Below are 26,166 nucleotides of genomic sequence, written 5' to 3'. Positions count from 1 at the left end.
CCGTGGCCTCCATCCGCCGCCAGTCGGCAGCGGCTCCTGACGAACCCACGGAGGCCCGATCATGTCCACCAAAATTGCGGCATTGCCGCCGCGCTTTCTGCGCACCAAGGAAGCGGCCGAGTTTCTCGGCCTGTCGCCCCGCACCCTCGAAAAACATCGCACCTACGGCACGGGCCCCGCCTACCGCAAACTCGGCGGCCGCGTCGTCTACGCCGTTGACGACCTCGAAGCGTGGGCCGATCGCGGCGCTGTCACCTCAACTTCGGACCCGCGCGGGACCGTGCTGCCGGCCAAGCGCCACGATCCACACCCGCCGGCTCATTCCGGCCGCTATGCGCGCTGAGGCGACCGTGCCGCGTCGTCGCCTTACCCCATCCGAGCGCGCCACGCTCGACCCATTCGTGGTCGCGTCCGGCGCCGCCGCGCCGCGCGACCAGCGCGACCTTATGGAGCGACCCTTCTTTTCGCTCGCAAAATCGCGGCGCACGCGCCCGATCCTTTACGAGGCGGGCGGCGTGCGTGTCGAGGTTTACGCCGTGGCGGAACACGGCATGGCGACGATCTGGGACGCGGACGTGCTCATCTGGGCCGCCAGCCAGATTGTCGAGGCGCAAAACGACGGCCTTACGACATCGCGGTTCCTGCGCTTCACGCCCTATCACCTGCTCACCGCAATCGGTCGCGAGACCGGCGCCAGTGACTATCGCCTGCTGAAGGCGGCGCTGACCCGTCTGCAATCGACGGCGGTGCGCACGACCATCCGCCAGGGCGAACACTGGCGACGCCACCAATTCTCGTGGGTGAACGAATGGGAGGAGCTGACGACGCATTCGGGCCGCGTCGAAGGCATGGAGTTCGTCCTGCCCGACTGGTTCTATCGCGGCGTCGTCGACCGCTCGCTGGTGCTGGCGATCGACCCCGCCTATTTTCGGCTCAGGGGCGGCATTGAACGCTGGCTTTACCGCGTCGCGCGCAAGCATGCGGGCCATCAGGCGCATGGCTGGCTGTTCGACCTTCCACACCTTCACGAGAAGTCCGGCAGTCTCGCCCGCGTCTCTGATTTTGCCCTCGACATTCGCCGCATAGCTGCGCGTCAGCCGCTGCCGGGATATCGCCTGCGCATCGAACGCGACGGTCGCCGTGAGATGCTGCGCATCCTCCCCTTTGGAGATCGCCACCGCCCTGTGGACGGTGCTGTGGAAACCATCGGGAGATCAGGCGCACGCACTATCGGGAGATCAGGCGCAACCCTATCGGGAGATCAGGCGCACAAACCCCAGCTAAGTCTCTGGCCCGAAAGTGCGATTCCGGGCCTTAACAGAGAGTCTAACAGAGATTCTAACTTTCTTCTGGGCGGGAAAGACGGGGAAAACCCCTGCATCCGCAGCGCCTGCGGCGTCCACCGCGACGATCACGATGAGACGGACGCGCCCCTTGGGACCACACCGGGAGGGGAGCGATGATCCCTCCCGCCGATGTTCGCGCCGCCTATAAGGCCGCCCCGCACCTAACCCATGTCGAGCTGACCTGGCGCGAAGGCCGCGTCGAACACTGGCTTCGCTTCGGCCATCCCGCCACAGAGCAGCGTATCGACCGCTTTCGCCGCATAGCCAGCTTCGCGCCGGATAGCGTCATCGCATTCGTCCGCTGGGCATCCAACGAGTTCGGAACGGTCGTCTCGCGCATCGACATTGCCCGAGCGGTGCGTCCCGGCGAAGCCTATCAGACGCTCCCCTTCGTGCGGCGCGGCGGCGAATTGCTGCTGTCGATCAAGGGCTGGCCCAAGGTCGAAAAGGTGTTGCTCGCGATCGACGCCGTCGAGGCCCTCGGCCTCGATCCGGCCGATGCCGCACCCGATCACTGGCGGCATGTCCACAACCGCCTGACGGTCGGCCAGGAACCGCGGGCCTATACGCTCGAACGACACCAGCTCTGGCTTCTTCGGCGGGAGATCGCACCATGATCCCGCGCCGCCCGGATCGTTCCGATCTCCTGTCGACGCAGCGGCAGGATCATGCTGCGTCGCTCCTGACCGGGGATTGTCGCGACCTTATGCCGGCACACGGCCCGTTCGACATGATCCTCGCCGATCCGCCCTACGGCGACACTTCCTTGGGCTGGGACCGGCGTGTCTCGGGCTGGTTGCCGCTCGCGCGCGCGGCGCTCAGGCACAGCGGCTCGCTTTGGGTGTTCGGATCGCTGCGCTCCTTCATGGCGACCGCCGATCTGTTCGCCGACGCCGGGTTCCGTCTCGCTCAGGAAATCGTCTGGGAGAAGCAGAACGGCACCAGCTTCCACTCAGATCGCTTCAAACGCGTCCACGAGATCGTCGTCCAGTTCTACCCGGCAGAGACGGCCTGGCGCGACATCTACAACGACGTCCAGACGACGCCGGATGCAACGGCGCGCACCGTGCGACGCAAGCAGCGCCCGCCGCACACCGGCCATATCGACGCCGGCCACTATGTCAGCCACGACGGCGGGCCGCGCATCATGCGTTCCGTCATCTACGTGCGCAACACGCACGGACGCGCCATTCATCCGACCGAAAAACCTTCCGCGCTTCTGGAAATCCTGATCCGCACGAGCTGCCCGCCGGGCGGCCTGGTGGGAGACTGGTTCGCCGGTTCGGGTTCCGCCGGTGAAGCCTGTCGGCTGACCGGACGAAACTATCTCGGCTGCGAAATCGACGGCGCGATGGCGGAAAGGGCGCGCACGCGCATCGCCTCAGTCCTGCCGCTCTGCGGCGGCGGCCCGAAATCCACTCTGCGAGTGGAGATCGAGCGATGACCCCGCGCCGCCTCACGCTTGTCGTCATGCTCGCGGGCACCGCGTTGGTGGCCGCGCCAACGTGGACCGGCCACGGGCCGCGCTTCATCTGGAACACCTCGGCGAGTGTGCCGATCGGGCTCTACGGCATCGAGCCAGTCGGTCAGGTCGACGTCGCCGATCTCGTCGCTGTGGTGCCGCCAGATCCGCTCGCCGAGTTCCTCGCGGAGCGCGGCTATCTCGCACGCAACGTTCCGCTCATCAAACGTGTCCTCGCAGTCTCGGGCACCGTTGTCTGCCGGCATGGAACGACGATCATCGCCTATGACCACGCCTATGGCGAGGCCCGCGATCAAGATGCGCTGGGCCGCCCTCTGCCGTCCTGGCAAGGCTGCCGGCAGCTCGGCGAAGGCGAGGTGTTCCTGATGAACTGGGACGCCTCCGACAGCTTCGATGGCCGGTATTTCGGTCCGCTTCCCACCAGCTCGATCACCGCCCGCGTCATCCCTGTCTGGACCGACGAGACCGGCGACGGCCGCTTCCGATGGCGGGCGGCCGATCCGGCTCTCCAACCCTGATCCCTTCCGCAACCGCCATCGCAAAGGAGCATTCTCATGGCGATCATTCTAAAATTTGTCCGCAACGAGGAGGGTTTTTCGGGCAGCCTCAAGACCCTGACGCTCGAGCGGGAACTCCTCATGCTGCCCGTCGAGAACCCGAACCCGGACAGCGACACAGACTACCCGGAGTACCGCATCTGGCTTGCCAATAAGCACGGCCCCTTCGGCGCAGCATGGAAGCGCACCGGCGAGCAGGCCGGAACTGGATACAACATTCTGCTCGAAGACCCGATGTTCGGGTCGCCTATCCGGGGGCATATGTTCCAGACCGACGAGCAAGGCCAGACCTGGTCGGTCCGCTGGTTCCCCCCGAAAAAGCAACCCAAGCAGGACTGAGCTATGCCGGTTCTCTGCATCGGGCAGGCAGGCAGGCGGTGCGGCGGTCGTCGCCACATCGCCTCCCTCCTTCTTACCGGCCTTGTGCTCGCCATCGCTCCGCCGCCGGTCACCATGGCGCAGACCGTGCCGGTCGAGCGCCCCGAAATCGGCGGTCCCTACGCGGCATATATCGCCGAGGCCGCACAGCGTTTCGGCATGCCCGCGCTGTGGATCGCGGCAGTGCTCGACGCGGAAAGCGCTGGCGATCAGCGCGCCGTTTCCTCGGCTGGCGCGCGGGGATTGATGCAGGTCATGCCGGACACCTGGGCCGAGCTGCGCGTGCGCTATCGGTTTGGCGACGACCCGTTCGCGGTGCGTGACAACATCATGGCCGGCGCCGCATATCTCCGCGAGATGTGGGACCTTTACGGCAATGTCGGTGCGATGCTGGCCGCGTACAATGCCGGGCCCGGCCGCTACGACGAATACCTCTCCACGGGCCGCCCCCTGCCGGCCGAGACGCGCGCATACGTCACCGCGCTCGCCCCTATTCTCGGCCGCGAACCGCTGCCCGAGGGCGTGATTTCGCGTCCTCGCGTTCCGGCCGATTGGCGTGAAGCACCGTTGTTCGTTACGGGCTTCGACGCCGTTCCGACAGCGCCTCACTCGCCTGCGGAATCGGCCGATCCGGAGCCGAGCGAGACCATCTTCGTCCCCCTTGCAGGCGACGGAGTCCAGCCATGACCCGCTTCGCACCTTCGCGCGCGCTGGCGCATGGCTGGGAAGGAAGGACGGAAGGGACGGGTGACCTCGGGGTCACGACAATCGGAGGGCGAGATAAAAGCGGCACGCCATTTTGCCGTAAGCCATTGCTATCGCATGGCTTTTGGCGTGCCGGTCGGTCGGGCCGCGTGCCACGGCCATGCGATTTCATCGCAATTTCAGTGACTTGCGCGACCCCAAGCCCGTTTTCGGCGCTCCGAGGGAGGCCGGCATGAGTGACGGCGAGCGCAATTTCAACGTCCGTCCGGGGCGCATCCGCTCGACCCGCGCGCCGCGTCAGAAGAGCTTCCTCAACCAGGTGCTGCGCGCCGCCCAGAAGGTCGGCCACACATCGAGCTACAAGGCGTCCGGCAAAGGAGCGTCCAATCGCGGCCGCTCGACCTTCGGGCGCGGCAGGAACAGCTTCAGCCGCACGCGCTTGTTCGGCTCCCATCGCCGCGTCGTGGTCAAGGCGCGCATCGCCCGCCATAGCGGCCGTGCCTACCGTGCGGCGCCGCTCTCCGCGCACCTCAACTATCTCAAGCGCGACGGCGTGAGCCGTGACGGCGAGAACGGCATCATGTTCGACGCCCAGTCCGACGTGGCTGATGATCGCGGCTTTGCCGAGCGCTGCGAGGATGACCGGCACCACTTTCGCTTCATCATCTCGCCCGAAGACGCGGCCGAACTGACCGACCTTAAGGCTTACACCCGCGATCTGGTCAAGCAGATGGAAGCCGACCTCCGAACCGACCTCGACTGGGTTGCCGTCGACCACTGGAACACCGACAACCCGCACGTTCATCTGCTCGTGCGCGGCGTCGACCAGACGGGCGCCGACCTCGTCATCTCTCGCGACTACATCAGCCACGGACTGCGATCACGCGCCGAGGACTTGGCCGGGATCGAGCTGGGGCCGAAACCCGAGCGCGAAATCCGTTCAGGACTCGAAAGGGAGGTGACGGCAGAACGTTGGACGCGGATCGATGTCGAGATCCGCATCGCCGCCGATGACGTCGGCTATATCGACCTGCGGCCGGATACTCCACGATCCACCGATCCGGACATCCGCCGTCTGATGGTCGGCCGGCTCCAGCATCTCGAAACGATGGACCTCGCGACGCAGGCCGGCCCCGGCGAATGGATTGTCGGGCTCGAGGCCGAACGCACCCTGCGCGACCTGTCGATGCGCGGTGACATCATCAAGACCATGCACCGCGCGTTCTATGAGCAGGGTCGCGAGCGCGGCGTCGCCGACTTCGTGATCGACGCCGGCAAGGCCGGTCCGCCGATCATCGGCCGCTTGGTCGACAAGGGCCTGCACAACGAGCTGACAGGCGAAGCCTATGCCGTGATCGACGGCACGGACGGTCGCGCCCATCACGTCCGCTTCCGCGGCGTTGGAGCCTTCGAGCATGCGCCCGAGATCGGCGGCGTCGTCGAGGTGCGCCGCTTCGGTTCTCCGAACGACGAAGGGCCGACCCTGGTGCTCGCCAACCGCTCCGACCTCGACCTTCAAAAGCAGATCACGGCGCCGGGCGCGACCTGGCTCGATCACCGGCTCGTGGAGCGCGAAACCATGCCGCTCGCGATGGGCGGCTTCGGCCGCGAGGTCCGCGAGGCGATGAACGCGCGCGCCGTGCATCTCGCGGACGAGGGCCTCGCGCGCCGCGAAAACCATCGCATCGTCCTGCAACGCAACCTGCTCGCCACGCTGCGGCGCCGGGAGCTTGATGCGGTGGGTGAGCAGCTAACCGCCGAGACCGGGCTGTCCCATCAGTCCGCCCAAGCCGGCGAGCATGTCGCGGGCGTCTATCGCCGGCAGCTCGCGCTGTCCTCCGGCCGCTTCGCGATGATCGACGACGGGCTCGGCTTCCAGCTCGTGCCCTGGTCCCGCGAGATCGAAAAGAAGCTCGGCCAGCATATCTCGGGCGTGGCGAAGGCAGGCGGCGGCATCGACTGGAGCCTCGGTCGCAAACGCGATCTGGGGATCTGAGGAAAGGAGCTTCGCCATGACGCAGACCAAAATCCTTTGGGGCCAGATCATCATCGTCTCCCTGATCGTGCTGACCTCCGTGTGGGGCGGCACGCAATGGGTGGCCTGGCGTCTCGGCTTCCAGCCTCAGCTCGGTCAGCCCTGGTTCGAGCTATTCGGTTGGCCGGTCTATCTGCCGCCGTCGCTGATGTGGTGGTGGTTTTCGTTCGAGGCTTACGCACCGCGCATCTTCTGGGAGGGCGGCATCATCGCAGCCTCCGGCGGTATCCTGTCGATTGCCGTCGCCATCACCATGTCGGTGATCCGTGCCCGTGAGGCGACCGGACTCGACACTTACGGCTCGGCGCGGTGGGCCGAAAAGAGGGACATCGCGGCGGCGGGCCTGCTCGGTCAGGATGGTGTCGTGCTCGGAAAGTTCGAGCGGGACTATCTCAGACACGACGGGCCGGAGCATGTGTTGTGCTTTGCCCCGACACGGAGCGGAAAGGGCGTTGGCCTGGTCGTGCCCACCCTGCTCACCTGGCCCGGCAGTTGCGTCGTGCATGACATCAAAGGCGAAAACTGGCAGCTCACTGCCGGCTTCCGCGCACGGCACGGTCGCGCGCTCCTGTTCGATCCGACCAACGCCAACTCGGCCGCCTACAATCCGCTGCTCGAAGTCAGGAAGGGAGAGTGGGAAGTTCGGGACGTCCAGAACGTGGCCGACGTGCTGGTCGATCCGGAAGGTTCACTGGAAAAACGGAATCACTGGGAAAAGACCTCGCACTCGCTGCTTGTCGGCGCGATCCTCCACGTCCTCTATGCGGAATCCGACAAGACGCTTGCCGGCGTGGCCGGCTTCCTCTCCGATCCGCGCCGACCCATTGAGACGACCCTGAAGGCGATGATGACCACGCCGCATCTCGGCGAAAAGGGTCCGCACCCGGTCGTCGCGTCGGCCGCACGCGAGCTGCTCAACAAGTCGGACAATGAACGCTCGGGCGTACTGTCCACCGCGATGTCGTTCCTCGGCCTCTATCGCGATCCCGTCGTCGCCCACGTCACGCGGCGCTGCGACTGGCGCATCGCCGACCTCGTCTCGGGCGAGCGCCCGGCTAGCCTTTACCTCGTGGTGCCGCCCTCCGACATATCGCGAACAAAACCGCTCATCAGGCTGGTGCTCAACCAGATCGGCCGCAGGCTCACCGAGGATCTGAACGCCAGGGATCGACGGCATCGAGTGCTGATGATGCTCGACGAGTTTCCGGCTTTGGGCCGCCTGGACTTTTTCGAGAGCGCTTTGGCCTTTATGGCGGGCTACGGGATCAAGAGCTTCCTCATCGCTCAGAGCCTCAACCAGATCGAGAAGGCGTATGGGCAGAACAATTCGATCCTCGACAATTGCCATGTCCGGGTGAGCTTCGCCACCAACGACGAGAGGACCGCGAAACGGATTTCCGACGCCCTCGGCACGGCGACCGAGCTGAAGGCGATGCAGAACTATGCCGGCCATCGCCTCGCGCCCTGGCTCGGCCACCTCATGGTCTCGCGCTCGGAAACCGCCCGCCAGCTCCTGACGCCCGGCGAGGTGATGCAGTTGCCGCCAGACGACGAGATCGTGATGATTGCCGGCTCGCCGCCGATCCGGGCAACGAAGGCGCGCTATTTCGAGGACGTCCGCTTCACCGAGCGCGTGCTGCAACCGCCCGATCCAACGACCGAGCACCGCGTCTCAATGGCCGATGGCTGGTCGGCGCTTGAACCTCAAAAGCCAGACGCAGTGCTCCTGGCCGATCTCGACAAGGCCGAGCAGGACCGGGCCAACGCCGGTCTACGCCGCGAGCCGGAGCTGCCGCAGCATGTCGAGATCGTCCATGACACTACGGAGCCAACCCCCGAACGTGAGTTCGCCCTGGTCGAGGACAATGCCGAGGACCGACTGCGTCAGGCGCAGAATCAGGCGCTGCGCCGTCAGATGCGTGGCGTCGCCCGGCAGGTATCGATGAACCCCGATGACGGGATGGATTTGTGAGGGAACGCCGATGCGCCGCCGCATGAACTGCTATTTCGACGCCGAGCTTCACAACCAGATCGTTGATGCGGCCGCCCGCCAGCGCATCGCGCAGACGGCCGTGGTCGAGGCCGCAGTCGCGTCCTATTTCTCGCCCGATGGCGCCGATCGGCGCGAAGCCGCCTTCACCCGTCGCCTCGACCGCATGTCGCGCCAGCTCCTGCGGCTGGAGCGCAATGTCGGCGTGACCGTGGAAACCGTTGCTCTGTTCGTCCGTTTCTGGCTTGCGGTGACACCGCCTCTCGATCCCGATGCGCACGCCAGCGCGCAGGCAAAGGCACACCAGCGCTACGAGGGCTTCATCGACACGCTCGCCCGACGCGTGCACGCCGGCGAGAGCTTCCTGAACGAGATTCCCGACGACATAGAAGCTCACAGCCCAGACGCGACTGGCGAGTAACGCCATGCATGACCGCAAAGCCAGCTTCCGAGCCTGACCGGGCCGGCGCGCTGCATCCAATGCACCATGTCGCTCGCCCGGTCACCTCCGACCGCATCGCCATCTGATTCGGCTTCGCAGCCAGTTTTCACCGATCGATCCGGACCCTCGATTCCGCCGTTCGCCTGTCTTTGCACGCCAGGCCACTACTACGATCAAATCCCTGTTGCCTAAGCACTTTTTCCGGTTCTCTTAATCGTCCCCGACGCGCTGCGATCCATCGAGCGCACGAGAAAACGGGGACGGGAATGGCGGACTTCAGCCGGCAATCGGAAGCGACGACACGCGGGGCGCGGATGCTGCGCACGGCGATGGGTCCGGCTATTGCCGCGTTCCTCGAAGATACCCGCGTCGTCGAAGTGATGCTCAATCCGGACGGACGCCTGTGGGTCGACCGCCTGGCCGAGGGCCTCGCCGATACCGGAGAACGGCTCTCGCCCGCTGACGGCGAGCGCATCATCCGGCTGGTCGCGCATCACGTCGGTGTCGAGGTGCATCCGCGCTCGCCGCGCGTGTCGGCTGAGTTGCCCGAGACCGGCGAGCGGTTCGAGGGCCTTTTGCCTCCCGTGGTCTCGTCGCCGGCTTTCGCCATCAGAAAGCCGGCGGTCGCGATCTTCACGCTCGACGACTATGTGGCCGCCGGGATCATGGAAAGCGGTCAAGCCGAGGTGCTGCGCATGGCGGTCGCCGCGCGCAAGAACATCCTCGTCGCCGGCGGCACCTCGACCGGAAAAACCACGCTCACCAATGCGCTGCTGGCCGAGATGGCCAAGACCGAGGATCGCGTCGTCATCATCGAGGACACGCGCGAGCTTCAGTGCAGCGCTCCCAACCTCGTCGCCATGCGAACCAAGGACGGCGTGGCGACACTCTCGGATCTGGTGCGCTCGTCGCTCCGCTTTCGCCCGGACCGCATCCCGATCGGGGAAGTGCGCGGGAGCGAAGCGCTGGACCTTCTGAAAGCGTGGGGGACCGGGCATCCCGGCGGGGCCGGCACTATTCACGCCGGCAGCGCCATCGGTGCGCTGCGTCGTCTCGAGCAGCTCATCCAGGAAGCCGTCGTCACCGTCCCCCGCGCTCTGATCGCCGAGACGGTCGACCTGATCGCCGTGCTCTCCGGCAGGGGCGCCGCGCGCCGTCTCTCCGAGCTTTCCGCAGTCGAGGGCCTTGGCCCGGACGGCGACTACCGCCTCAAGCCCGCAACACCCAGCCACGACGGAGACGAAATATGATCCCTGAACGACAGCCCATGCGCTCGGCACGCCGCCTGCGTAATCAGCCGCTTTGTCGATGCATCCTCGGCCGGCTCAGCACCGCGGGAATCTCTGCCGCCACGATGCTCTATGCGCTCCCGGCCTATGCCGCTGGCTCCTCGATGCCTTGGGAAGCACCTCTGGAATCCATCCTCGAATCCATCGAGGGGCCGGTCGCCAAGATCATTGCGGTGATCATCATCATCATCACCGGCCTGACGCTCGCATTCGGCGACACCAGCGGCGGCTTTCGGAGATTGATCCAGATCGTATTCGGTCTGTCGATTGCCTTCGCCGCGTCGAGCTTCTTCTTGTCCTTCTTCTCGTTCGGCGGCGGGGCGCTGGTCGGATGAACGGTCTCGGAGATCATACCGGGCCGATCGCCGGCTTCTTCGCTCCGGTCCACCGCTCGCTGACCGAGCCGATTCTGCTGGGCGGCGCGCCGCGCGCCGTCGCCATCGCCAACGGCACCATCGCCGCAGCGATCGCGCTCGGGCTGCGCCTGTGGCTCGCCGGTCTGGTGATCTGGGCGATCGGGCATTTCGCCGCCGTATGGGCGGCGCGGCGTGACGCCCAGTTCATGGACGTGACCCGCCGGCACCTCCGCTATCCGTCCTTCATGCGCGCGTGAGGCGAAGGCGATGCTGAACCTTGCCGAATACCGCAATCGGAGCACGCGCCTCGCGGACTATCTGCCCTGGGCTGCCCTCGTAGCGCCGGGCGTCGTGCTCAACAAGGACGGCAGCTTCCAGCGCACAGCGCGCTTCCGCGGACCCGACCTCGACTCGGCTACGCCGGCCGAGCTGGTCGGCACGACGGCCCGGCTCAACAATGCGCTGCGCCGACTCGGCAGCGGGTGGGCCGTCTTCGTCGAGGCCCAGCGCGTCCAGGCAACGCACTATCCCGACAGCCAGTTTCCCGACGCAGCCTCCGCCCTGATCGACGTCGAACGGCGCGAGCAATTCGAAGCCGAAGGCGTCCATTTCGAAAGCCGCTACTTCCTGACCTTTCTTTGGATGCCGCCCGCCGAGGAGGCAAGCCGCGCTGAAAGCTGGCTCTACGAGGGCAAGGCGCGCACGGGCGTCGATCCCTGGGAATTGCTCGCCGGCTTCGTCGATCGGACCGATCGTATCCTCCAGCTTGTCGAAGGTTTCGTGCCGGAAGTCGGTTGGCTCGATGACGGCGAGACGCTGACCTATCTGCATTCGACCGTCTCGACCCGGCGCCAGCGCGTGCGCGTGCCCGAAGCGCCAATGTATCTCGACGCGATCCTCGTGGATGAAGCGCTGGCCGGCGGCCTCGAACCACGTCTGGGCGAACATCATCTGCGCACGCTCACCGTCACCGGATTCCCCACCGCGACCTTCCCCGGCATTCTCGACGAGCTGAATCGGCTGGCGTTCGAGTATCGCTGGTCGACGCGGGCGATCCTGCTGGACAAGACGGACGCCACCAAGCTCCTGACGCGCATCCGCCGCCAGTGGTTCGCCAAGCGGAAGTCCGTCGCGGCCATTGTCAAAGAAGTCATGACCAATGAGGCGTCGACGCTGCTCGACAGCGACGCGGCCAACAAGGCGCTCGACGCGGACATGGCTTTGCAGGAGCTGGGCAGCGACGACGTGGGCGAAGCCTATGTCACCGCCACGGTTACGGTTTGGGATCGCGATCCCGCAATCGCGGTCGAAAAGCTCCGGCTGGTCGAGAAGATCATACAGGCGCGAGATTTCACGTCGATCCCCGAAACCATCAACGCGATCGAAGCGTGGCTCGGCTCGCTGCCTGGGCAGCCCTACGCCAATGTGCGGCAGCCGCCGGTTTCGACGCTCAATATCGCCCACATGGTGCCGCTCTCGGCCGTGTGGGCGGGGCCGGAACGGAACGATCACCTCGGCGCGCCCCCGCTGCTCTACGGCAGGACCGAGGGATCGACTCCGTTCCGGTTCTCCCTTCACGTCGGCGACGTGGGCCACACACTCGTCGTCGGCCCGACCGGCGCCGGCAAGTCCGTGCTGCTGGCGCTGATGGCGCTTCAGTTCCGCCGCTACGTGAACAACCAGATCTTCGCCTTCGATTTCGGCGGCTCGATCCGCGTCGCGGCGCTCGCGATGGGCGGCGACTGGCACGACTTGGGCGGCGGGCTCAGCGACGGCGCAGACGCGACCGTCTCGCTACAGCCCCTCGCGCGCATCCAAGATGTTCCCGAGCGGGCATGGGCTGCGGACTGGATCGTGTCGATCCTCGGCCGCGAGGGCGTTCAGATCACCCCGGACGTCAAGGAGCATCTGTGGTCGGCCCTGACCTCGCTGGCCTCCGCGCCGGTCGACGAGCGCACCATCACCGGGCTCTCGGTGCTGCTGCAATCGAACGAATTGAAGCGTGCGCTGCAACCCTACTGTGTCGGCGGTCCGTGGGGTCGGTTGCTCGACGCCGAGCGCGAGCATCTCGGCGAGGGCTCGGTGCAGGCTTTCGAGACCGAGGGTCTCGTCGGCACCGGCGCTGCATCTGCTGTGCTGACCTACCTCTTCCATCGCATCGAGGGGCGCCTGGACGGCCGCCCCACGCTCCTCATTATCGACGAGGGTTGGCTGGCGCTCGACGATGAGAACTTCGCCGACCAGCTCCGCGAGTGGCTGAAGACGCTCAGAAAAAAGAACGCTGCCGTGATATTCGCCACGCAGTCGCTTTCCGACATTGGTGACTCGGCGATTGCCGCCGCGATCGTCGAGAGCTGCCCGACGCGATTGTTCCTTCCCAACGAACGTGCAATCGAGCCGCAAATCCTCGCGATCTATCGCAAGTTCGGACTCAACGACCGCCAAATCGAAATCCTCGCGCGGGCGACGCCCAAACGCGACTACTACTGCCAGAGCCGCCGCGGCAATCGCCTCTTCGAGCTTGGCCTGGGCGACGTTGCGCTCGCGCTCTGCGCCGCATCCTCCAAGCAGCATCACGCCCGTGTCGACCGTGTCCTGGCCGCCACCGGCCGCGACCGCTTTCTCGAAGCCTGGCTCGGTGACTGCGACCTTGGCTGGGCGGCCGACCTCATTCCCGACCTTCCCAACATTGCCGGCAGCGAGATGGCGCCGGCCGATGTGCCGCCCACCAACCAGCTTCCAGAGGAGATCGACCAATGACCCGCAATTCCACCCGCCGGATCGTCGGCGTGAGCGCCATAGCCATCGCGCTCGCAGCCCCGCTTGCACTCGCGCCGGTCGTTTCGACGCCGGCTCATGCACAGCTCTTCGGCTTCGGCCGGATCGTCTTCGATCCGACCAACTACGCCGAAAACCTTCTCACTGCGGCGCGCTCTCTTGAGCAGATCAACAACCAAATCCAGTCGCTTCAGAACGAAGCCCAGATGCTCATCAATCAGGCCCGTAATCTTACCAGCCTGCCGCACTCGTCGCTCCAGCAGCTCCAGCAGGCTGTTTCGCGCACGCAGCAGCTTCTCGGTGAGGCGCAGCGTATCGCTTTCGACGTCCGGGAGATCGACCAGATCTTCGACAATCAATACGCCAATGTCGATCTCTCGATGACGGACCGACAGCTCGTCGACCAAGCGCGAAATCGTTGGGGAAACACGGTCGGCGCGCTCCAGGACGCCATGAGGGTGCAGGCGGGCGTCGTTGGCAACATCGACGCCCAGAGGACGGAAATGTCCGCCCTCGTCGGGCAGAGCCAGAATGCCGTTGGGGCCCTCCAGGCGACACAGGCGGGCAACCAGCTTCTCGCGCTTCAGGCGCAACAGCTCGCCGACCTCACCGCCATGCTCGCAGCCAACGGCCGCGCCACCGCTCTCGTCGATGCCGAGCGCGCGGCTGCCGCCGAACAGGGGCGCGTCCAGCGGCAGCGGTTCCTCACCCCCGGCCCCGGCTACCAACCGGCCAACTAGACCGGCCGGAAAGGGGGACATCATGGACGGCAAAGTGCTGACCCGTATCGGAGCCATAGTTTTCGTCTCCGTCGCGATGACGGCGGCGGTCATAGACATGGCGCGCCGGGACGCGCCAGCGCCAAACCGTCCGGCGCCTGCGATCGGTGTGGAAACGCCCCGCACCGATCCACTGCGTGAGAGCCTCATCCGATGCCAGGGCATCGGCGAGGCCGCGACTCGAGATCCCGATTGCCTCGCTGCCTGGGCCGAAAACCGACGCCGCTTCCTCGGCCAGACAGAAGGACGCTGAGCATGGAGGGCGCCGGCGTCATCGACCGCTTCTTGCAGGTCTTCACCACCTACATCGATTCCGGATTCGGTCTGCTCGGCGGCGAGGTCGCGTTCATAGCGACCACGCTTATCGTGATCGACGTGACGCTGGCCGCCCTGTTCTGGGCATGGGGAGCTGATGATGACATTCTCGCGAAGTTCATCAAGAAGGTCATCTTCGTCGGCGTCTTCGCCTACCTCATCAGCAACTGGCAAACCCTTGCTCAGATCGTGTTCGACAGCTTCGCCGGCCTCGGGCTGCAAGCCTCCGGCACGGGGTTTTCGACCGCGGACCTCATGCGGCCAGGTCGTGTCGCGCAGACTGGGCTCGACGCCGGCCGTCCGCTGCTCGAATCCATCTCGGATCTCATGGGCTATTGGTCGTTCTTCGAGAACTTCCTGCAAATCATCTGCCTGCTCTTCGCGTGGGCACTCGTGCTGCTCGCTTTCTTCATCCTGTCGATCCAGCTCTTCGTAACGCTGATCGAGTTCAAGCTGACGACGCTCGCCGGCTTCGTCCTCATCCCGTTCGGGCTGTTCGGCCAGAGTGCGTTCATGGCCGAGCGCGTGCTGGGCAACGTCGTCAGCTCCGGCATCAAAGTGTTGGTCCTGGCCGTCATCATCGGCATCGGCTCGACACTCTTTGGCGAGTTCACGGCCGGCTTCGGCGGCGACCAGCCGACCGTAGACGACGCGATGGCGATCGTGCTCGCAGCGCTCTCACTTCTCGGCCTCGGCATCTTCGGACCGGGAATCGCGAACGGGATTGTCAGTGGCGGCCCTCAGCTCGGCGCGGGTGCTGCCGTAGGCACCGGCCTGGCCGTTGCCGGTGCTGGGGTCGCCGCCGGTGGAGGCGCGATGCTCGCCGCACGCGGTGGGGCAGCCGCGCTCTCTGGTGGCGCGGCCGTCGCACGTGGAGGAGCCGCCGCCGCAGGTGGCGCCGCGACGGCCTACACCCTCGGCTCGGCCGGCCAGAGTGGAGCAGCCGGAATTGCATCCGGGCTCGGCAGCGTCGCGCGGGCCGGCGGCAGCGCCACGATTGCCCCCGTGAAGCGCGCAGTATCCCGCGCCTCCGAGTCCATGCGCTCGTCCTACGCCGCCGGCAGCCGCTCCGCGATGGCCATGAGCGGCGGCAGTTCCTCGATGGGGACGATCGGCGGTGAGCCAGAGGCGACCGCTTCCTCGACCACGGGAGGTCCGCCCGCCTGGGCTCAGCGCATGCGCCGCAGCCAGGCGATGAGCCACGGGGTCTCCGCCGCCGCCCATGCCGTCCGTTCCGGCGATAGCCACGGCGGCGGTGCTTCCATCAGCCTTTCGCAGAGTGACCGCACATGAACATCTTCAAGCGACCGATGACCCGCTACGGCAAGACGCCTGAACCGGAAACCCCCTACCAACGCGCCGGTCAAGCGTGGGACGACCGCATCGGCTCGGCCCGCGTGCAGGCCCGCAACTGGCGCTTCATGGCCTTTGGCTGCCTGATTCTGTCAGCCGGATTCGCTTCGGCTCTGGTCTGGCAGTCGGCGCGCGGGACGGTCGTGCCCTGGGTCGTCGAGGTCGACAGCCGGGGAGAGGCCCGTGCGGTCGAACCCGCCGTCGCTGACTATCGCCCCACCGATCCCCAGATCGCCTTTCACCTTGCCCGATTCATCGAGCAGGTTCGCGGCCTGCCTGCCGATCCCATCGTCGTGCGGCAAAATTGGCTGCGCGCCTACGACTTCACGACCGACCGCGGCGCGGTCGCGCTCAACGACTATGCCCGCGCCAACGATCCGTTCACCCGTGTCGGCCGTCAGCAGATCAGTGTCGAGGTATCCAGCGTCATCCGCGCTTCACCGGATTCGTTCCGCGTCGCCTGGACGGAGCGCCGCTTCGAGAACGGCCAACTCGCCGGCACCGAACGATGGACCGCGATCCTGACCATCGCGATCCAGGCGCCGCGGGATGCCGAGCGTCTGCGGCGCAATCCCTTGGGAGTCTACGTCAATGCAATCAACTGGTCTCGGGAGCTGGGGCAATGAACGATTCGACCATACTCGCGCATGGGCGCAAGGCCGTCCGCGCCAGTATCCTCCTCGCAGCGCTGGCATCGGCCACGGCGCTTGCCGGCTGCGCAACGGCGCCGCGACCGCCGCAGATCACCTACGATGCCGACGTGCCCCCATTGCCCGTGGTGCCCGCCGCCGTCACCGACGAGACGCCCCGCCCAATCCACGTCCCGCCCGCCTGGACACCGGCGACGGGCGGGACAGCCGCCTCGACGCCGACCGCCCGCGTCGAAAACGCCAATCTCGCCGCACGTGTCGAGCCTCGGCGCGAGGGCTACTACAATGCGATCCAGATTTATCCGTGGAGCGAAGGCGCGCTCTATCAGGTCTACGCGGCACCCGGCCAGATCACCACCATCGCGCTGGAGCCCGGCGAGAGCTTGACCGGCGCCGGTCCGATCGCGGCAGGCGACACGGCGCGCTGGATCATTGGGGATACGGAAAGCGGCTCTGGGCCAAACCGCCGCGTGCATGTTCTGGTCAAGCCGACCCGGCCTGACATCACCACTAACCTTGTCGTCAGCACGGACCGACGCGTTTACCTGATCGAATTGCGCTCCGGCGAAAATCCCTACATGCCGGCAGTCGCCTGGGCCTATCCCACACCTCCGGCCTCGCAACGCCAGACCGCTCCCGCCGCACCGATCATCCCGGCTGTTGCGTCGCGCAACTACCGCTATGGCCTCACCGGCGATGCACCTCCGTGGCGTCCGATCTCGGTCTATGACGACGGCCGGAGGGTCTACATCGAGTTCCCGCGCGGCATCGTGCAGGGCGAGATGCCGCCGATCTTCGTCATCGGCTCGGACGGTCAGCCAGAAATCGTCAATAGCCGCGTCCACAACAACATCCTGATCGTGGATCGCCTTTTCGGGGCGGCCGAACTTCGGCTTGGCAGCGGCAATCGCCAGCAAATCGTGCGGATCGTCAGGACTGACGGGAGGCCGACGACATGACCGCCAACGAGACCGGAAAGGGAGAGGGGATGGGCGCGGCCGACACGGCGACGACCATGCGGCTGCGGGCGGAGGCGCCAAGCGTCACCCGCGTCTCGCGCAAGGTGCTGACCGGGCTCGGCCTCATTGCCGGGCTCGGCATCGGCGGTGCGCTGATCTACGCGCTCCAGACCGCCGATCGGCAGCGGCAAGGCGAGGAGCTGTTCACCACCGACCGCCGCCAAACGGCCGATGGCTTGCAGGGGCTGCCGTCCGACTACAGCGGCATCCCACAATTGGGACCACCGCTTCCGGGCGATCTGGGAGGACCGATCGTGCGCTCCCGCGAGGAAGGCCGGCCCATTCCGGCAGAGGCCATGCCGATGCCGCAGGCTGACCCGGAGGAGCAGCGGCGGCTTGCGGAGATGGAGGCCGCACGCACCAGCCAGCTCTTTTTCCAGACCCGCTCGGACACCAGCTCCGGCCTGCCATCCTTCCAGCCGAACTTCGGCGGCGCGACTGTCCCGACAGGTTCCGGGAGCCAGGACAGGCATCTGACCTTCCTCAACGCCGAGGTCGACCGGCGAACGGTGGCGCCGGATCGCGTCGCTGCACCAGCCTCGCCCTACGTTCTTCAGGCCGGATCGGTGATCCCGGCGGCCCTCATCACCGGCATTCGATCGGACCTGCCTGGGCAGATCACAGCACAGGTCACCCAACACGTCTACGACTCCCCCACCGGAAGCCTTCTCCTGATTCCGCAGGGGACCCGGATCATCGGGGAGTACGACGCCGGTGTCACATTCGGTCAGCGCCGGATTTTGCTGGTGTGGAATCGCCTGATCTTCCCGAACGGACGCTCCATCGTCCTCGAAAGGCAGCCGGGCGTCGATACCCAGGGCTATGCGGGCCTCGAAGATCAGGTCGACTATCATTGGTGGGATCTGGCCAAGGCCGCTGGTCTTTCAACGCTGCTAGCGATCGGCACAAACATGGCCATGAGCGACGAGGACAGGCTTATCCAGGCGATCCGCCGGGGCGCTGGCGACACGGTCAACGACGCGGGCCAGCAGATCATCCAGCGACAATTGCAGGTCGCCCCGACCCTCACAATCCGTCCGGGGTTCCCGATGCGCGTCGTCGTTACTCGCGACCTCGTTCTCGAGCCCTACGCCGCACACTGACGCGGCAGGAACGAACTTTTCCAACCACCGCAGGAGGCGCGCCATGTCCGATCTGAAGCTGGGGCCGTTGCCCAAGATCCGCTACGTCCGCAGGACCATCATGTTGCCGGAGCCTTTGAGCGAGGAACTTGAGCAATATGCCGCAGAGCACAGTCGGCTCTATGAGCCGGTCGATGCCATCGCGCTGATTCCGCACATGCTGGAGGACTTTCTGCGCTCTGATCGCGGTTGGCGCAACCGCAAGGCCAGGAAGGACCGCACCGACAATCGTTTGAAGACCGTTGCCGACCCGGCGCGACGACACGAACCGGGCGCGTGAGCGCATCGAGCCTGTTTCCCGAGGGCCTCGGTTAGGACTCGAAGCGATCTCGTCCGCCGCCGTTCGGGCGTTGCGCTCGAACAGTAAGCGCCTTGCCGTGGCGCGACCGGCCGGCAAGAAGGTAGGCGACCGAGACGAATCGGCGAAGAGCGGGATTGTCATTGTCCGGCGACCACACCGCGCTGAACGGAACGACATCCTCGCATGCTGTGAGGGGCCGAAAGACGAGGCCCGGCCTGCGCACCTCAGTCCATACCGATGAGACCAGGGTGATTCCCTGGCCGAGTGCGACAAGGCTCATCAGCGTCTCCTGAGTGCAGGGCTTGTGCTCCACCCGCGGATATGTGCTGTAGTCGGCCACCCGACGCACGATGTAGTCATGAACCTCGGGACCTGGCTCACGTCTGGTTACGATGAATTGCTCGTCCCTGAGCATCGGCCAATCGAGGCGCTCGAAGTTCGCGAGGGGATGGCTGACCGGAAGCGCCAAGTGGACACGTTCGTGCCACAGCTCCGCGATCTCACAATCGGGAATCTCGCCGCTTCCAGAAAAGAAGGCAACGTCGAGCTGCCGGGACCGCAGGGCCGCGACGTGATCCCGGCGACCGCCATCGTAGACTTCGACCGCCACCTCCGGATGCTTGGACGAGTAGTCGAGCAAGAGGTTCCGCATGAACCCGCCCGCTATCGACACGATGATGCCAACCCTCACGGTGCCGGACGCCACCCGGCCGGCAGCGCCCGCCGCTCGAAACGCCGATCCGATCTGTCTCACCGCCGGGACCACCTGATCGAGAAAGCGCGCTCCAGCGTCCGTCAGTCGAACGCCTGTCGCGCCTCTTTCAAAAAGCGCGACGCCGATTTCGTCCTCCAGGTCCCTCACTCCCCGGCTGACGCTCGACGGATGTGCATCGAGAGCTTCCGCGGCGCGGCGAAAGCTCAGATACTCGGCTGCTGCCAGCACGTAGCGAAGCGCCCGGAGATCGAGTGGCGGGCTCTCATCAATATGACCTTCGTTCCCGACCTGCATCTGCCGCTCGCGCCGGTCGTCATTCATGCGGTTGCCTCCGTTCTCGACGCAGATCCGCCGAATGGCCGCCGTAGCAAAGGGAGGTCAGCTTTCGACATGCGCTTGGGAGGATTGTCCGCAAAGCTATTCGCACTCGCACGGAGCGAGCTTCGACGATCGCCTTCATTCAGCCGCTGCTGGAGCCTGTCGAGCGGTTTCCGCCACATCGCTAAGCAGGTTAAGATTCGGCGCGCGACAAAATCTTGATCTGGATTAAAGACTTACGAGAGAGAAACATCGACTTGTTGGAGCAAGCTTCGGCAGCCGAGCGCTTGGGGATTGCTGCTTGGAAGGAGAGTTTGGTGGCGGACGACGAAGATCAGGAGATGCCAGAAGGGGCATGGGAAGGTGAGGCTTCAAAGCCTCACGACGCCGCAGTGCAACGCGCATTGGTTGAGGCCCAGCAAACAATACTGCATTTTCTTCAGAATCGTCTTCGCGACCGGGACGAGGCGGAGGAAGTGCTTCAACGCTTCTCCCTTCGCGCATTAGAGCGGGCGGCACAGCTCCGCGACGTTCGCACCGTGCGCGGTTGGCTGGGCAGGATTCTCGCGACGACGATCGTTGACCATCAACGAGATGTGATCCGCAGACGCCAGCGCGAGGAGGAGCTTGATCCCGAAACGCTGGAAAGCCACGAAGCCGAACCCGACGCCGAGCTGGACGCGGCCATTTGCAACTGCCTCTATCGTTTGCTGCCGACGCTCAAGGCTGAATACGCCGACATCATCTGGCGCGCCGACATCCTGGGGGAGCCACGAGACCGGCTCGCGGCAAGCCTCGGCACCTCGCTGAACAACGTCACCGTGCGGCTGCACCGCGGGCGTCGTGCATTGCGCAAACGCCTTGAAGAGATGTGTCGGACGTGTCCGATACACGGTTTCCTCGACTGCCATTGCGAGAAGGCGGAGAAATTTCGAGTCGAGCACGCGGCCGTCGCCGGTCGAGCGAAGTAAAGACAGCCCTTTGCGGCCGCATCGTCCGGGGACGGGTTCATGCTCACTCGCTTCGCGCCCATCCTCGTCCTGGTTGCCTTTCTCAACGCACTCTGCTTTCCGCTCATCACGGTTGGCCTGGAGCATGCGCCCCATATGACCTTCGCCGCGCTGCGGGCGATCGTTGCCGGCATGTCGCTGGCTCTTGTCGCTGCGCTCCTCCGACGACCGATCCCGATGGATCTCCGATTGTGGGTGGCGCTCGGCGCCATCGGAATGGGAGCGACCGGCTTCGCATATTTCGGAATGTTTCACGCCGCGGAGTTCGTGTCGCCGGGACTCGCGACCATTCTCACCAACACCCAGCCGTTGATCGCTGCGGTCCTGGCGTTTGGGTTCCTCTCCGAACGTCTGCGACCGTCGCAGTATATCGGCTTGGGCATCGGCTTCTTGGGTATTTTCACGGTCGCCATGCCACGATTGGGCATCGGAAGTGGCCCCGGCGACATCTTCGCCTTGTCCTATCTAGTCCTCGCCGCCGCCGGGCTCGCGGTCAGCAACGTGCTGATGAAGACGGTTCGCAGCCGCATCGATCCGCTCGTCGCGATGGCGGCACAGCTCCTTCTCGGTGCGGTGCCTCTCGCGATCCTAGCGCTGCTGACAGAGCAGCCTTCCGACATTCATCTTTCTCCAGACTTTGTCATTGCGCTGACCCTGTTGGCGCTTCCCGGAACGGCCTTGTCATACTGGCTTTGGTTCTGGGTGCTCGACCGGGTTTCCCTCAGCCATGCCAATGCATTCACTTTCCTGACCCCTGTGCTGGCCCTTTTGCTCGGAGTTACGATGTTCGAAGAACAGATCGGACCTCTGTTGATCTTGGGGCTGCTTCTTACGGGTATCGGCGTCGCGATCGTTGAACGGAACAGTCGGGGCCGAGTCGCTCCGACTACATAGTTCATCTCTCATGCCGCACAGGTGCCGCCATTCAGACCGATCGTCGCTGAAACCACGACATGGCAGTCTGCGGATCGACGCCGGCGACCTCGATAAGCCGATCCGGGTCCAGTATCCGAAGCCTCCGATAGTGGAAATGCACGATCTTCTCCTTGCGCAGCGTAGCGAGCACGCGGTTCACATGAACGAAGGTCAGGCCCGTCGCGTCCCCGATCTGCTCCTGGGTGAGAGGGATCGCCATCTCCTCAATGCGGTCGCCCGGCCATTGAGCGCGATACCGCGTAAACAACTCCAGCAGCAGATGCGCCACGCGCTCTCGGGCCGTCCGGCGTCCGATGCTGGTCATATGGTCGTAGGCCATTGATGTGTCGCGCGCCAACGCGCTCGCCAGCCGCATGCTCATCTCCGGATCGTCCCGCGAGGCCGCTGACAGCTCGGTGCTCGGAATGACGGAGACAACCACCTCGGTCAATGCCTGCGCGCTGTAGCTGACCTGGGCACCCTTGGAGGTCGGCATCCCCATCACCGCCCCAGGCAGTGCGAAATGGACGATCTGACGCCGGCCGTCCTCCAACAGCGTGTAGATCGCGACCCATCCTGACAGCAGGTTGAAGATTGCGGTGTTCGTCTCGCCGATGCTGAACAAATCTCGGCCGGCCGCGATCTTGCGATCACCCTTGCGGTATCGCGGAAGCAGGCGATACGCATCTGTGGACGGCGGCAGACCCGTAGCCGGAGCCCAGCTCTGGCCGTCGTTTCCGTGGCCCCCGCGCTTTGAGCGCCTGCTCAACTCATCGAGCGGAAGGCCCGGAGGGCGTTCCGCTTCCCGTGTCACCGATCCTCGAAAAAATGGTCTGCTCCGTCCGCGTTCAAAATCGTCCCATTCGTCGCGGAAGAGCGACCGGGCTACCTCTGTCGATAAGGACGCTCGATCCCAGCTCATATTACACCTCCGGGCGCATGGCCCGTTGCAGCGACTGCGATCGCAGCCAGCAAGTTGTCCTGAAGAAGAACCTCGCCGCGCCGCAGCGGCGCCTCCGACACGTCCGTGGCCGCTTGCCACTCCCTCAGAGGGAGCGGGCACGCGAGCATATCGGCATGGTCAGTGCAGGCGAGGAAACGACCTAGACGAAGCTGGGTCGCGGGACCGGAGGGTCTCTGCTGAGGATGATCGTGCGGAGGCAGTCATCGCGGAGGCCAGGCACGGCTGACGCTTCGACCGGCCTCCAGAGAAACTCGCCGCGATGCCCCGGCAGCGGTAGCTTGCAGGGTGCGCACGTCATGGTGCAGCACGACAGTCGGCCCGAGCAGTCATTAGCGGAAGTCGATGCCGTCAGGACGACATCTGCCACAGCGTCGGGCTGGGTTATGGCTTGAAGCGGAACGAACTTGGCTTCGTGCGCGGACGCCGGTTCCCCTTGCATGAGAAAGGAAACCGTGCAGACGACCAGCAATGCCAGAAACCTGAGCATCTGCCCAATCCGCTCCGTTGGCGACCCTGCGCTCCTTCACGCTTCATCCGACGGAGAGTCTACCCCATCGCACTCCGCGCGCAAGACCACGCCGCTGCACTACACGACAATGCCACTCGCGGCGCCTTGATCGAGATCAACCGTTGTTGCCAACGACGGTCAGCGCCACGAAACCCTCGCCAGCCCCGCTCGCATGGCCTGCCGGGAGATCACGAGGTCAACCGACGTGCCTTTGTGACCTCACTTGATCGAGATTAAAGTGCGGCGCGACCGGGGCGATGATAGTGACAGTTCAATGACTACTCCGACTGGCTCTTTCACGGCCCAGGAATGGCATCGATAGCCTCACCCACGTCTGATCGAAAGCATAGCGTGGCCCTGCTCGTGGCCCGCGACCAACGTAGGTATGCTCTAAGCCCGTTTTTCGCCAAGAGCGATGGGCTGCTCGTGGTCGATCCCGTGGAGCGGCGTCGACGCTATCGCGCCAATGCTGCCCGAACGAGCGAGTCCGCTTGCGACCTGATCCTTGCCAGTGGAGCCACTCGTCTCATCTGCGGCTACGTGGCTGTTCCAGACCGTGACAGGCTCCGGGCCGCTGGCATCGATGTCCGCCTCGGCTCCTGCGCGCGCACGGTCAACGACCTCGTCACCTCGTTCGAGACCCTGCCGGACGCGTGAGGCCGCTGGCTACCAAAAACGAAGGAGGCGCCGTGCAGCGCCTCCCATTCTCTCTGCGGTAACGCCTACTGGGGCGCGTTCGCGCGAAGCCATTCTTCCAACTGCGCGATCTCGGCTTCCTGGGCTGAGATCACATCTTCCGCAAGCGCACGGATCTCCGGATCGGAACCGTGCTCAAGGACGACGCGCGCCATGTCGATGGCGGCCTGATGGTGCGGGATCATGCCGCGGGCGAAATCCGCGTCCGGATTGCCGCTATAGTCCATCGTCGACATCGCGGCGTGCATCGTTTCCATCGCATCGACGTAGCCGCGAACCGCCGGATCATCATCGGGCGACACGGAGGTCTCGCCCGCGGCCGGACCACCGTGCATCGTGCTGTGGTCGGCCTGCGACCATGCCGGAACCGAGGCCGCAAAGCCGAGACCAGCCGCCACGACCGACGTAATCAGAAGTTTCTGCATTTTCATGGGACGTTCCTTTCAGTGTGGTTTTTTCCCGACAGGTCTCGCGCCGGAGTGTCGGCACAGTCTGCGGGATCAGTCTCCACGTCGATCCGGTGGACTCTTTAACCGAGATCAAGAACGTCGCTGCGATCTGATAAACTCCTCGGCGCTTCACCGATCCGGTCGAGGCGGGTCGGTTGAGGGGGAGCGCTACGGCCTCGCAATCGTCGTCAAGCCGAGCTGGTCGGGCGCTTTCCTGATTTGTCCGCCGGCTGTTCGGCCTCGGAAAGCTGCTTGCGGAAATCGTCTGCCGTCTCCCGCGCCATCGAGGCGCAGATCGCGTCGGGGTGCGTCGCCGAGGGCGTGCCCCACCAAGCGAAAATCGCGTTCAGACCTTCCGATCCCTTTATCATGGCGTCCTTCGTCTCCATGGTAGTTCTCCTGTTTCCCGATTGTCCGCGAGGCGAATTCGGCCGGACGCGATCGTGATGCGTCGTCAACGCGTCGCCTCAAGTGCGAGCGCAATGCCCTGTCCACCGCCGATGCAAAGCGTCACAAGGCCCCGTCTGATGTCGTCCCGCCGCATTGCATGCAGCAGCCTCGTCGTCAGCACGGCGCCGGTCGCCCCGATCGGATGCCCGTGCGCGATGGCGCCGCCCTCGACATTGACGATGTCCTCGGGCAATCCGAGTTCGCGCGTCAGAACCAGAGCGATGGCGGCGAACGCCTCGTTGATCTCGACACGCTCAAGATCGGCGATCGCCCATCCCGCTCGTTCGAGGGCCCGATGCACAGCCGGCACGGGGCCGAGCCCAAACATGCCGGGGTCGACCGCACCGACACCAAAGCCGGCAAGCCGAGCCATGGGCTCCACGCCATTCCGGTCGGCCCATTCCGCCCGCGCCACGATCATCGCCGCCGCGCCGCTGTTGAGGCCGGGAGCATTTCCGGCCGTGATCGTCCCGTCCTTGCGAAACGCCGGCCGCAGTTTCGCCAGTGTCTCGATGGTGGCGTCAGGCCGATTGTGCTCGTCCTTGCCGAAGACCGCCGGACCCTTGCTGCCGGGGACTTCGACCGGCGCGATCTCGGAGTCGAACTTGCCGGCAACCTGCGCGTCGCCGAAGCGCTGCTGGCTTCTCAGCGCCCATCGATCCTGGTCTTCACGCGTGACCTGAAACCTTGTGACGAGGTCCTCCGTGACCCAACCGGAATGGCGGTCGCAGAATGCATCGTTGAGCCCGTCCCGCAGCATGGAGTCGTGGAGCTGGCCGTCACCCATACGATAGCCCCAGCGTCCGTTCGGCATCAAATACGGCGACTGATCCATGTTCTCCATGCCGCCGGCGACCGCGGCCTGGGCTGCGCCCAGCATAACTTCCTGTGCCGCCGATGCGATCGCCTGCGCGCCAGAGCCGCACACCCGGTTGACCGTCATCGCCGGCACCGCGTCGGGAAGCCCCGCCGCTACGCCAGCCTGTCGCGCCGGGTTCATTTTTGCCCCCGCCTGAACGACTTGTCCGAGCACAACTGTCTCTATCGCGCCGGGATCGACTCCCGCCCGCGAAAGGCTCTCCTTGATCGCGACGGCGCCGAGGCCAGGGGCCGGCATGTCCTTCAGCGCGCCGTTGTATGTTCCGATCGGCGTCCGCACGGCGGCGCACAGCACGACTTCGGATTGCGTCATCGCGAGTTCTCCTTCTCCCTCGGTGCCGTTC

General features: G+C 65.3%; 29 protein-coding genes. 24 read left to right on the top strand and 5 right to left on the bottom strand.

What is annotated here, in order from left to right; all coding sequences use genetic code 11:
* Positions 1–61 precede the first annotated feature (61 nt).
* The 21 genes from GRZ55_RS03800 (at position 62) to GRZ55_RS03700 (ending at position 18,897) form a co-directional block, all read left to right on the top strand.
* Positions 62–343, top strand: a complete 282-nt coding sequence (locus GRZ55_RS03800; RefSeq protein ID WP_169285513.1) for an AlpA family transcriptional regulator — start codon at positions 62–64, stop codon at positions 341–343.
* Positions 333–1,463, top strand: coding sequence for a replication initiator protein A (locus tag GRZ55_RS03795; RefSeq protein WP_210257191.1), 1,131 nt, complete (start codon positions 333–335; stop codon positions 1,461–1,463). The genes GRZ55_RS03800 and GRZ55_RS03795 overlap by 11 nt, the downstream gene beginning before the upstream one ends.
* Entirely contained in the window at positions 1,460–1,963 is a 504-nt protein-coding gene (locus GRZ55_RS03790) for a DUF2840 domain-containing protein (protein WP_169285511.1), read from the top strand. The genes GRZ55_RS03795 and GRZ55_RS03790 overlap by 4 nt, the downstream gene beginning before the upstream one ends.
* Before the next feature lie 89 nt (positions 1,964–2,052).
* Positions 2,053–2,790: a site-specific DNA-methyltransferase gene (locus GRZ55_RS03785; protein WP_169285597.1), complete on the top strand. Its 738-nt coding sequence runs from the start codon at positions 2,053–2,055 to the stop codon at positions 2,788–2,790.
* On the top strand, positions 2,787–3,347 hold the full coding sequence (locus GRZ55_RS03780) for a S26 family signal peptidase (RefSeq protein ID WP_169285510.1): 561 nt from the start codon (positions 2,787–2,789) through the stop codon (positions 3,345–3,347). The genes GRZ55_RS03785 and GRZ55_RS03780 overlap by 4 nt, the downstream gene beginning before the upstream one ends.
* 36 nt (positions 3,348–3,383) lie before the next feature.
* A complete protein-coding gene (locus GRZ55_RS03775; RefSeq protein ID WP_169285509.1) occupies positions 3,384–3,725 on the top strand; it encodes a DUF736 domain-containing protein in 342 nt (113 codons plus the stop codon).
* Positions 3,726–3,728: 3 nt separating this feature from the next.
* Positions 3,729–4,451 (top strand): lytic transglycosylase domain-containing protein, encoded by a 723-nt coding sequence (locus GRZ55_RS03770; protein WP_169285508.1) that lies wholly within the window; start codon positions 3,729–3,731, stop codon positions 4,449–4,451.
* Positions 4,452–4,701: 250 nt separating this feature from the next.
* On the top strand, positions 4,702–6,465 hold the full coding sequence (locus GRZ55_RS03765; protein WP_169285507.1) for a VirD2 family relaxase/mobilization nuclease: 1,764 nt from the start codon (positions 4,702–4,704) through the stop codon (positions 6,463–6,465).
* 16 nt (positions 6,466–6,481) lie between these two features.
* On the top strand, positions 6,482–8,476 hold the full coding sequence (locus GRZ55_RS03760; protein ID WP_169285506.1) for a conjugal transfer protein TraG: 1,995 nt from the start codon (positions 6,482–6,484) through the stop codon (positions 8,474–8,476).
* A 10-nt stretch (positions 8,477–8,486) separates the two neighbouring features.
* Positions 8,487–8,915 (top strand): CopG family transcriptional regulator, encoded by a 429-nt coding sequence (locus GRZ55_RS03755; RefSeq protein ID WP_169285505.1) that lies wholly within the window; start codon positions 8,487–8,489, stop codon positions 8,913–8,915.
* A 287-nt stretch (positions 8,916–9,202) separates the two neighbouring features.
* Positions 9,203–10,186 (top strand): P-type conjugative transfer ATPase TrbB, encoded by a 984-nt coding sequence (gene trbB / locus GRZ55_RS03750; RefSeq protein WP_169285504.1) that lies wholly within the window; start codon positions 9,203–9,205, stop codon positions 10,184–10,186.
* Between the two features lie 17 nt (positions 10,187–10,203).
* Entirely contained in the window at positions 10,204–10,560 is a 357-nt protein-coding gene (locus GRZ55_RS03745) for a TrbC/VirB2 family protein (protein WP_169285503.1), read from the top strand.
* Positions 10,557–10,838 carry a VirB3 family type IV secretion system protein gene (locus GRZ55_RS03740; protein WP_011583161.1) on the top strand — a complete coding sequence of 94 codons (282 nt, stop codon included), beginning with the start codon at positions 10,557–10,559 and terminating at the stop codon, positions 10,836–10,838. The genes GRZ55_RS03745 and GRZ55_RS03740 overlap by 4 nt, the downstream gene beginning before the upstream one ends.
* A gap of 10 nt (positions 10,839–10,848) precedes the next feature.
* Positions 10,849–13,341, top strand: coding sequence for a conjugal transfer protein TrbE (trbE, locus tag GRZ55_RS03735; RefSeq protein ID WP_169285502.1), 2,493 nt, complete (start codon positions 10,849–10,851; stop codon positions 13,339–13,341).
* On the top strand, positions 13,338–14,099 hold the full coding sequence (trbJ, locus tag GRZ55_RS03730) for a P-type conjugative transfer protein TrbJ (protein WP_169285501.1): 762 nt from the start codon (positions 13,338–13,340) through the stop codon (positions 14,097–14,099). Before trbE ends, trbJ begins: the two co-directional genes overlap by 4 nt.
* 22 nt (positions 14,100–14,121) lie before the next feature.
* The gene (trbK-alt, locus tag GRZ55_RS03725) at positions 14,122–14,391 is read left to right on the top strand and encodes a putative entry exclusion protein TrbK-alt (protein ID WP_011583164.1); all 270 of its coding nucleotides are present in this window, start codon (positions 14,122–14,124) and stop codon (positions 14,389–14,391) included.
* Positions 14,392–14,393: 2 nt separating this feature from the next.
* On the top strand, positions 14,394–15,746 hold the full coding sequence (gene trbL, locus GRZ55_RS03720) for a P-type conjugative transfer protein TrbL (RefSeq protein ID WP_169285500.1): 1,353 nt from the start codon (positions 14,394–14,396) through the stop codon (positions 15,744–15,746).
* Positions 15,743–16,432, top strand: a complete 690-nt coding sequence (gene trbF / locus GRZ55_RS03715) for a conjugal transfer protein TrbF (protein ID WP_169285499.1) — start codon at positions 15,743–15,745, stop codon at positions 16,430–16,432. The genes trbL and trbF overlap by 4 nt, the downstream gene beginning before the upstream one ends.
* A complete protein-coding gene (gene trbG / locus GRZ55_RS03710; protein ID WP_169285498.1) occupies positions 16,429–17,415 on the top strand; it encodes a P-type conjugative transfer protein TrbG in 987 nt (328 codons plus the stop codon). Before trbF ends, trbG begins: the two co-directional genes overlap by 4 nt.
* Positions 17,412–18,578, top strand: a complete 1,167-nt coding sequence (locus GRZ55_RS03705) for a TrbI/VirB10 family protein (protein WP_210257190.1) — start codon at positions 17,412–17,414, stop codon at positions 18,576–18,578. Before trbG ends, GRZ55_RS03705 begins: the two co-directional genes overlap by 4 nt.
* 43 nt (positions 18,579–18,621) lie before the next feature.
* Positions 18,622–18,897: a DUF2274 domain-containing protein gene (locus tag GRZ55_RS03700; RefSeq protein ID WP_011583169.1), complete on the top strand. Its 276-nt coding sequence runs from the start codon at positions 18,622–18,624 to the stop codon at positions 18,895–18,897.
* 31 nt (positions 18,898–18,928) lie between these two features.
* Here GRZ55_RS03700 and GRZ55_RS03695 read toward each other — a convergent pair whose 3' ends face one another.
* The gene (locus GRZ55_RS03695; protein ID WP_169285497.1) at positions 18,929–19,954 is read right to left on the bottom strand and encodes a LysR family transcriptional regulator; all 1,026 of its coding nucleotides are present in this window, start codon (positions 19,952–19,954) and stop codon (positions 18,929–18,931) included.
* 314 nt (positions 19,955–20,268) lie between these two features.
* Here GRZ55_RS03695 and GRZ55_RS03690 point away from each other — a divergent pair, with 314 nt between their 5' ends.
* Positions 20,269–20,922, top strand: coding sequence for an RNA polymerase sigma factor (locus GRZ55_RS03690; protein WP_368856578.1), 654 nt, complete (start codon positions 20,269–20,271; stop codon positions 20,920–20,922).
* Positions 20,923–20,961: 39 nt separating this feature from the next.
* Positions 20,962–21,855: a DMT family transporter gene (locus GRZ55_RS03685; RefSeq protein ID WP_169285496.1), complete on the top strand. Its 894-nt coding sequence runs from the start codon at positions 20,962–20,964 to the stop codon at positions 21,853–21,855.
* Between the two features lie 31 nt (positions 21,856–21,886).
* On the opposite strand, the gene GRZ55_RS03680 is transcribed toward GRZ55_RS03685, so the two are convergent.
* On the bottom strand, positions 21,887–22,690 hold the full coding sequence (locus tag GRZ55_RS03680; protein WP_368856577.1) for a Crp/Fnr family transcriptional regulator: 804 nt from the start codon (positions 22,688–22,690) through the stop codon (positions 21,887–21,889).
* A 1,009-nt stretch (positions 22,691–23,699) separates the two neighbouring features.
* On the opposite strand from GRZ55_RS03680, the gene GRZ55_RS03675 reads away from it, so the two are divergent.
* The gene (locus GRZ55_RS03675; RefSeq protein ID WP_169285495.1) at positions 23,700–24,005 is read left to right on the top strand and encodes a hypothetical protein; all 306 of its coding nucleotides are present in this window, start codon (positions 23,700–23,702) and stop codon (positions 24,003–24,005) included.
* A 65-nt stretch (positions 24,006–24,070) separates the two neighbouring features.
* Here the strand turns inward: GRZ55_RS03675 and GRZ55_RS03670 are convergent, their stop codons facing one another.
* From GRZ55_RS03670 to GRZ55_RS03660, 3 genes are all read right to left on the bottom strand, one after another.
* On the bottom strand, positions 24,071–24,475 hold the full coding sequence (locus GRZ55_RS03670; protein ID WP_169285494.1) for a DUF305 domain-containing protein: 405 nt from the start codon (positions 24,473–24,475) through the stop codon (positions 24,071–24,073).
* Between the two features lie 206 nt (positions 24,476–24,681).
* Positions 24,682–24,882, bottom strand: a complete 201-nt coding sequence (locus GRZ55_RS03665; protein WP_169285493.1) for a hypothetical protein — start codon at positions 24,880–24,882, stop codon at positions 24,682–24,684.
* 65 nt (positions 24,883–24,947) lie between these two features.
* Entirely contained in the window at positions 24,948–26,135 is a 1,188-nt protein-coding gene (locus GRZ55_RS03660) for an acetyl-CoA C-acetyltransferase (RefSeq protein ID WP_169285492.1), read from the bottom strand.
* Positions 26,136–26,166 lie beyond the last annotated feature (31 nt).

The sequence above is a fragment of the Chelativorans sp. ZYF759 genome (genome assembly GCF_012911015.1).
In the GTDB taxonomy this organism is placed as follows: domain Bacteria; phylum Pseudomonadota; class Alphaproteobacteria; order Rhizobiales; family Rhizobiaceae; genus ZYF759.
Note: the sequence above shows the minus strand (reverse complement) of the source record. Positions and strands in the feature narration are given on the sequence as shown.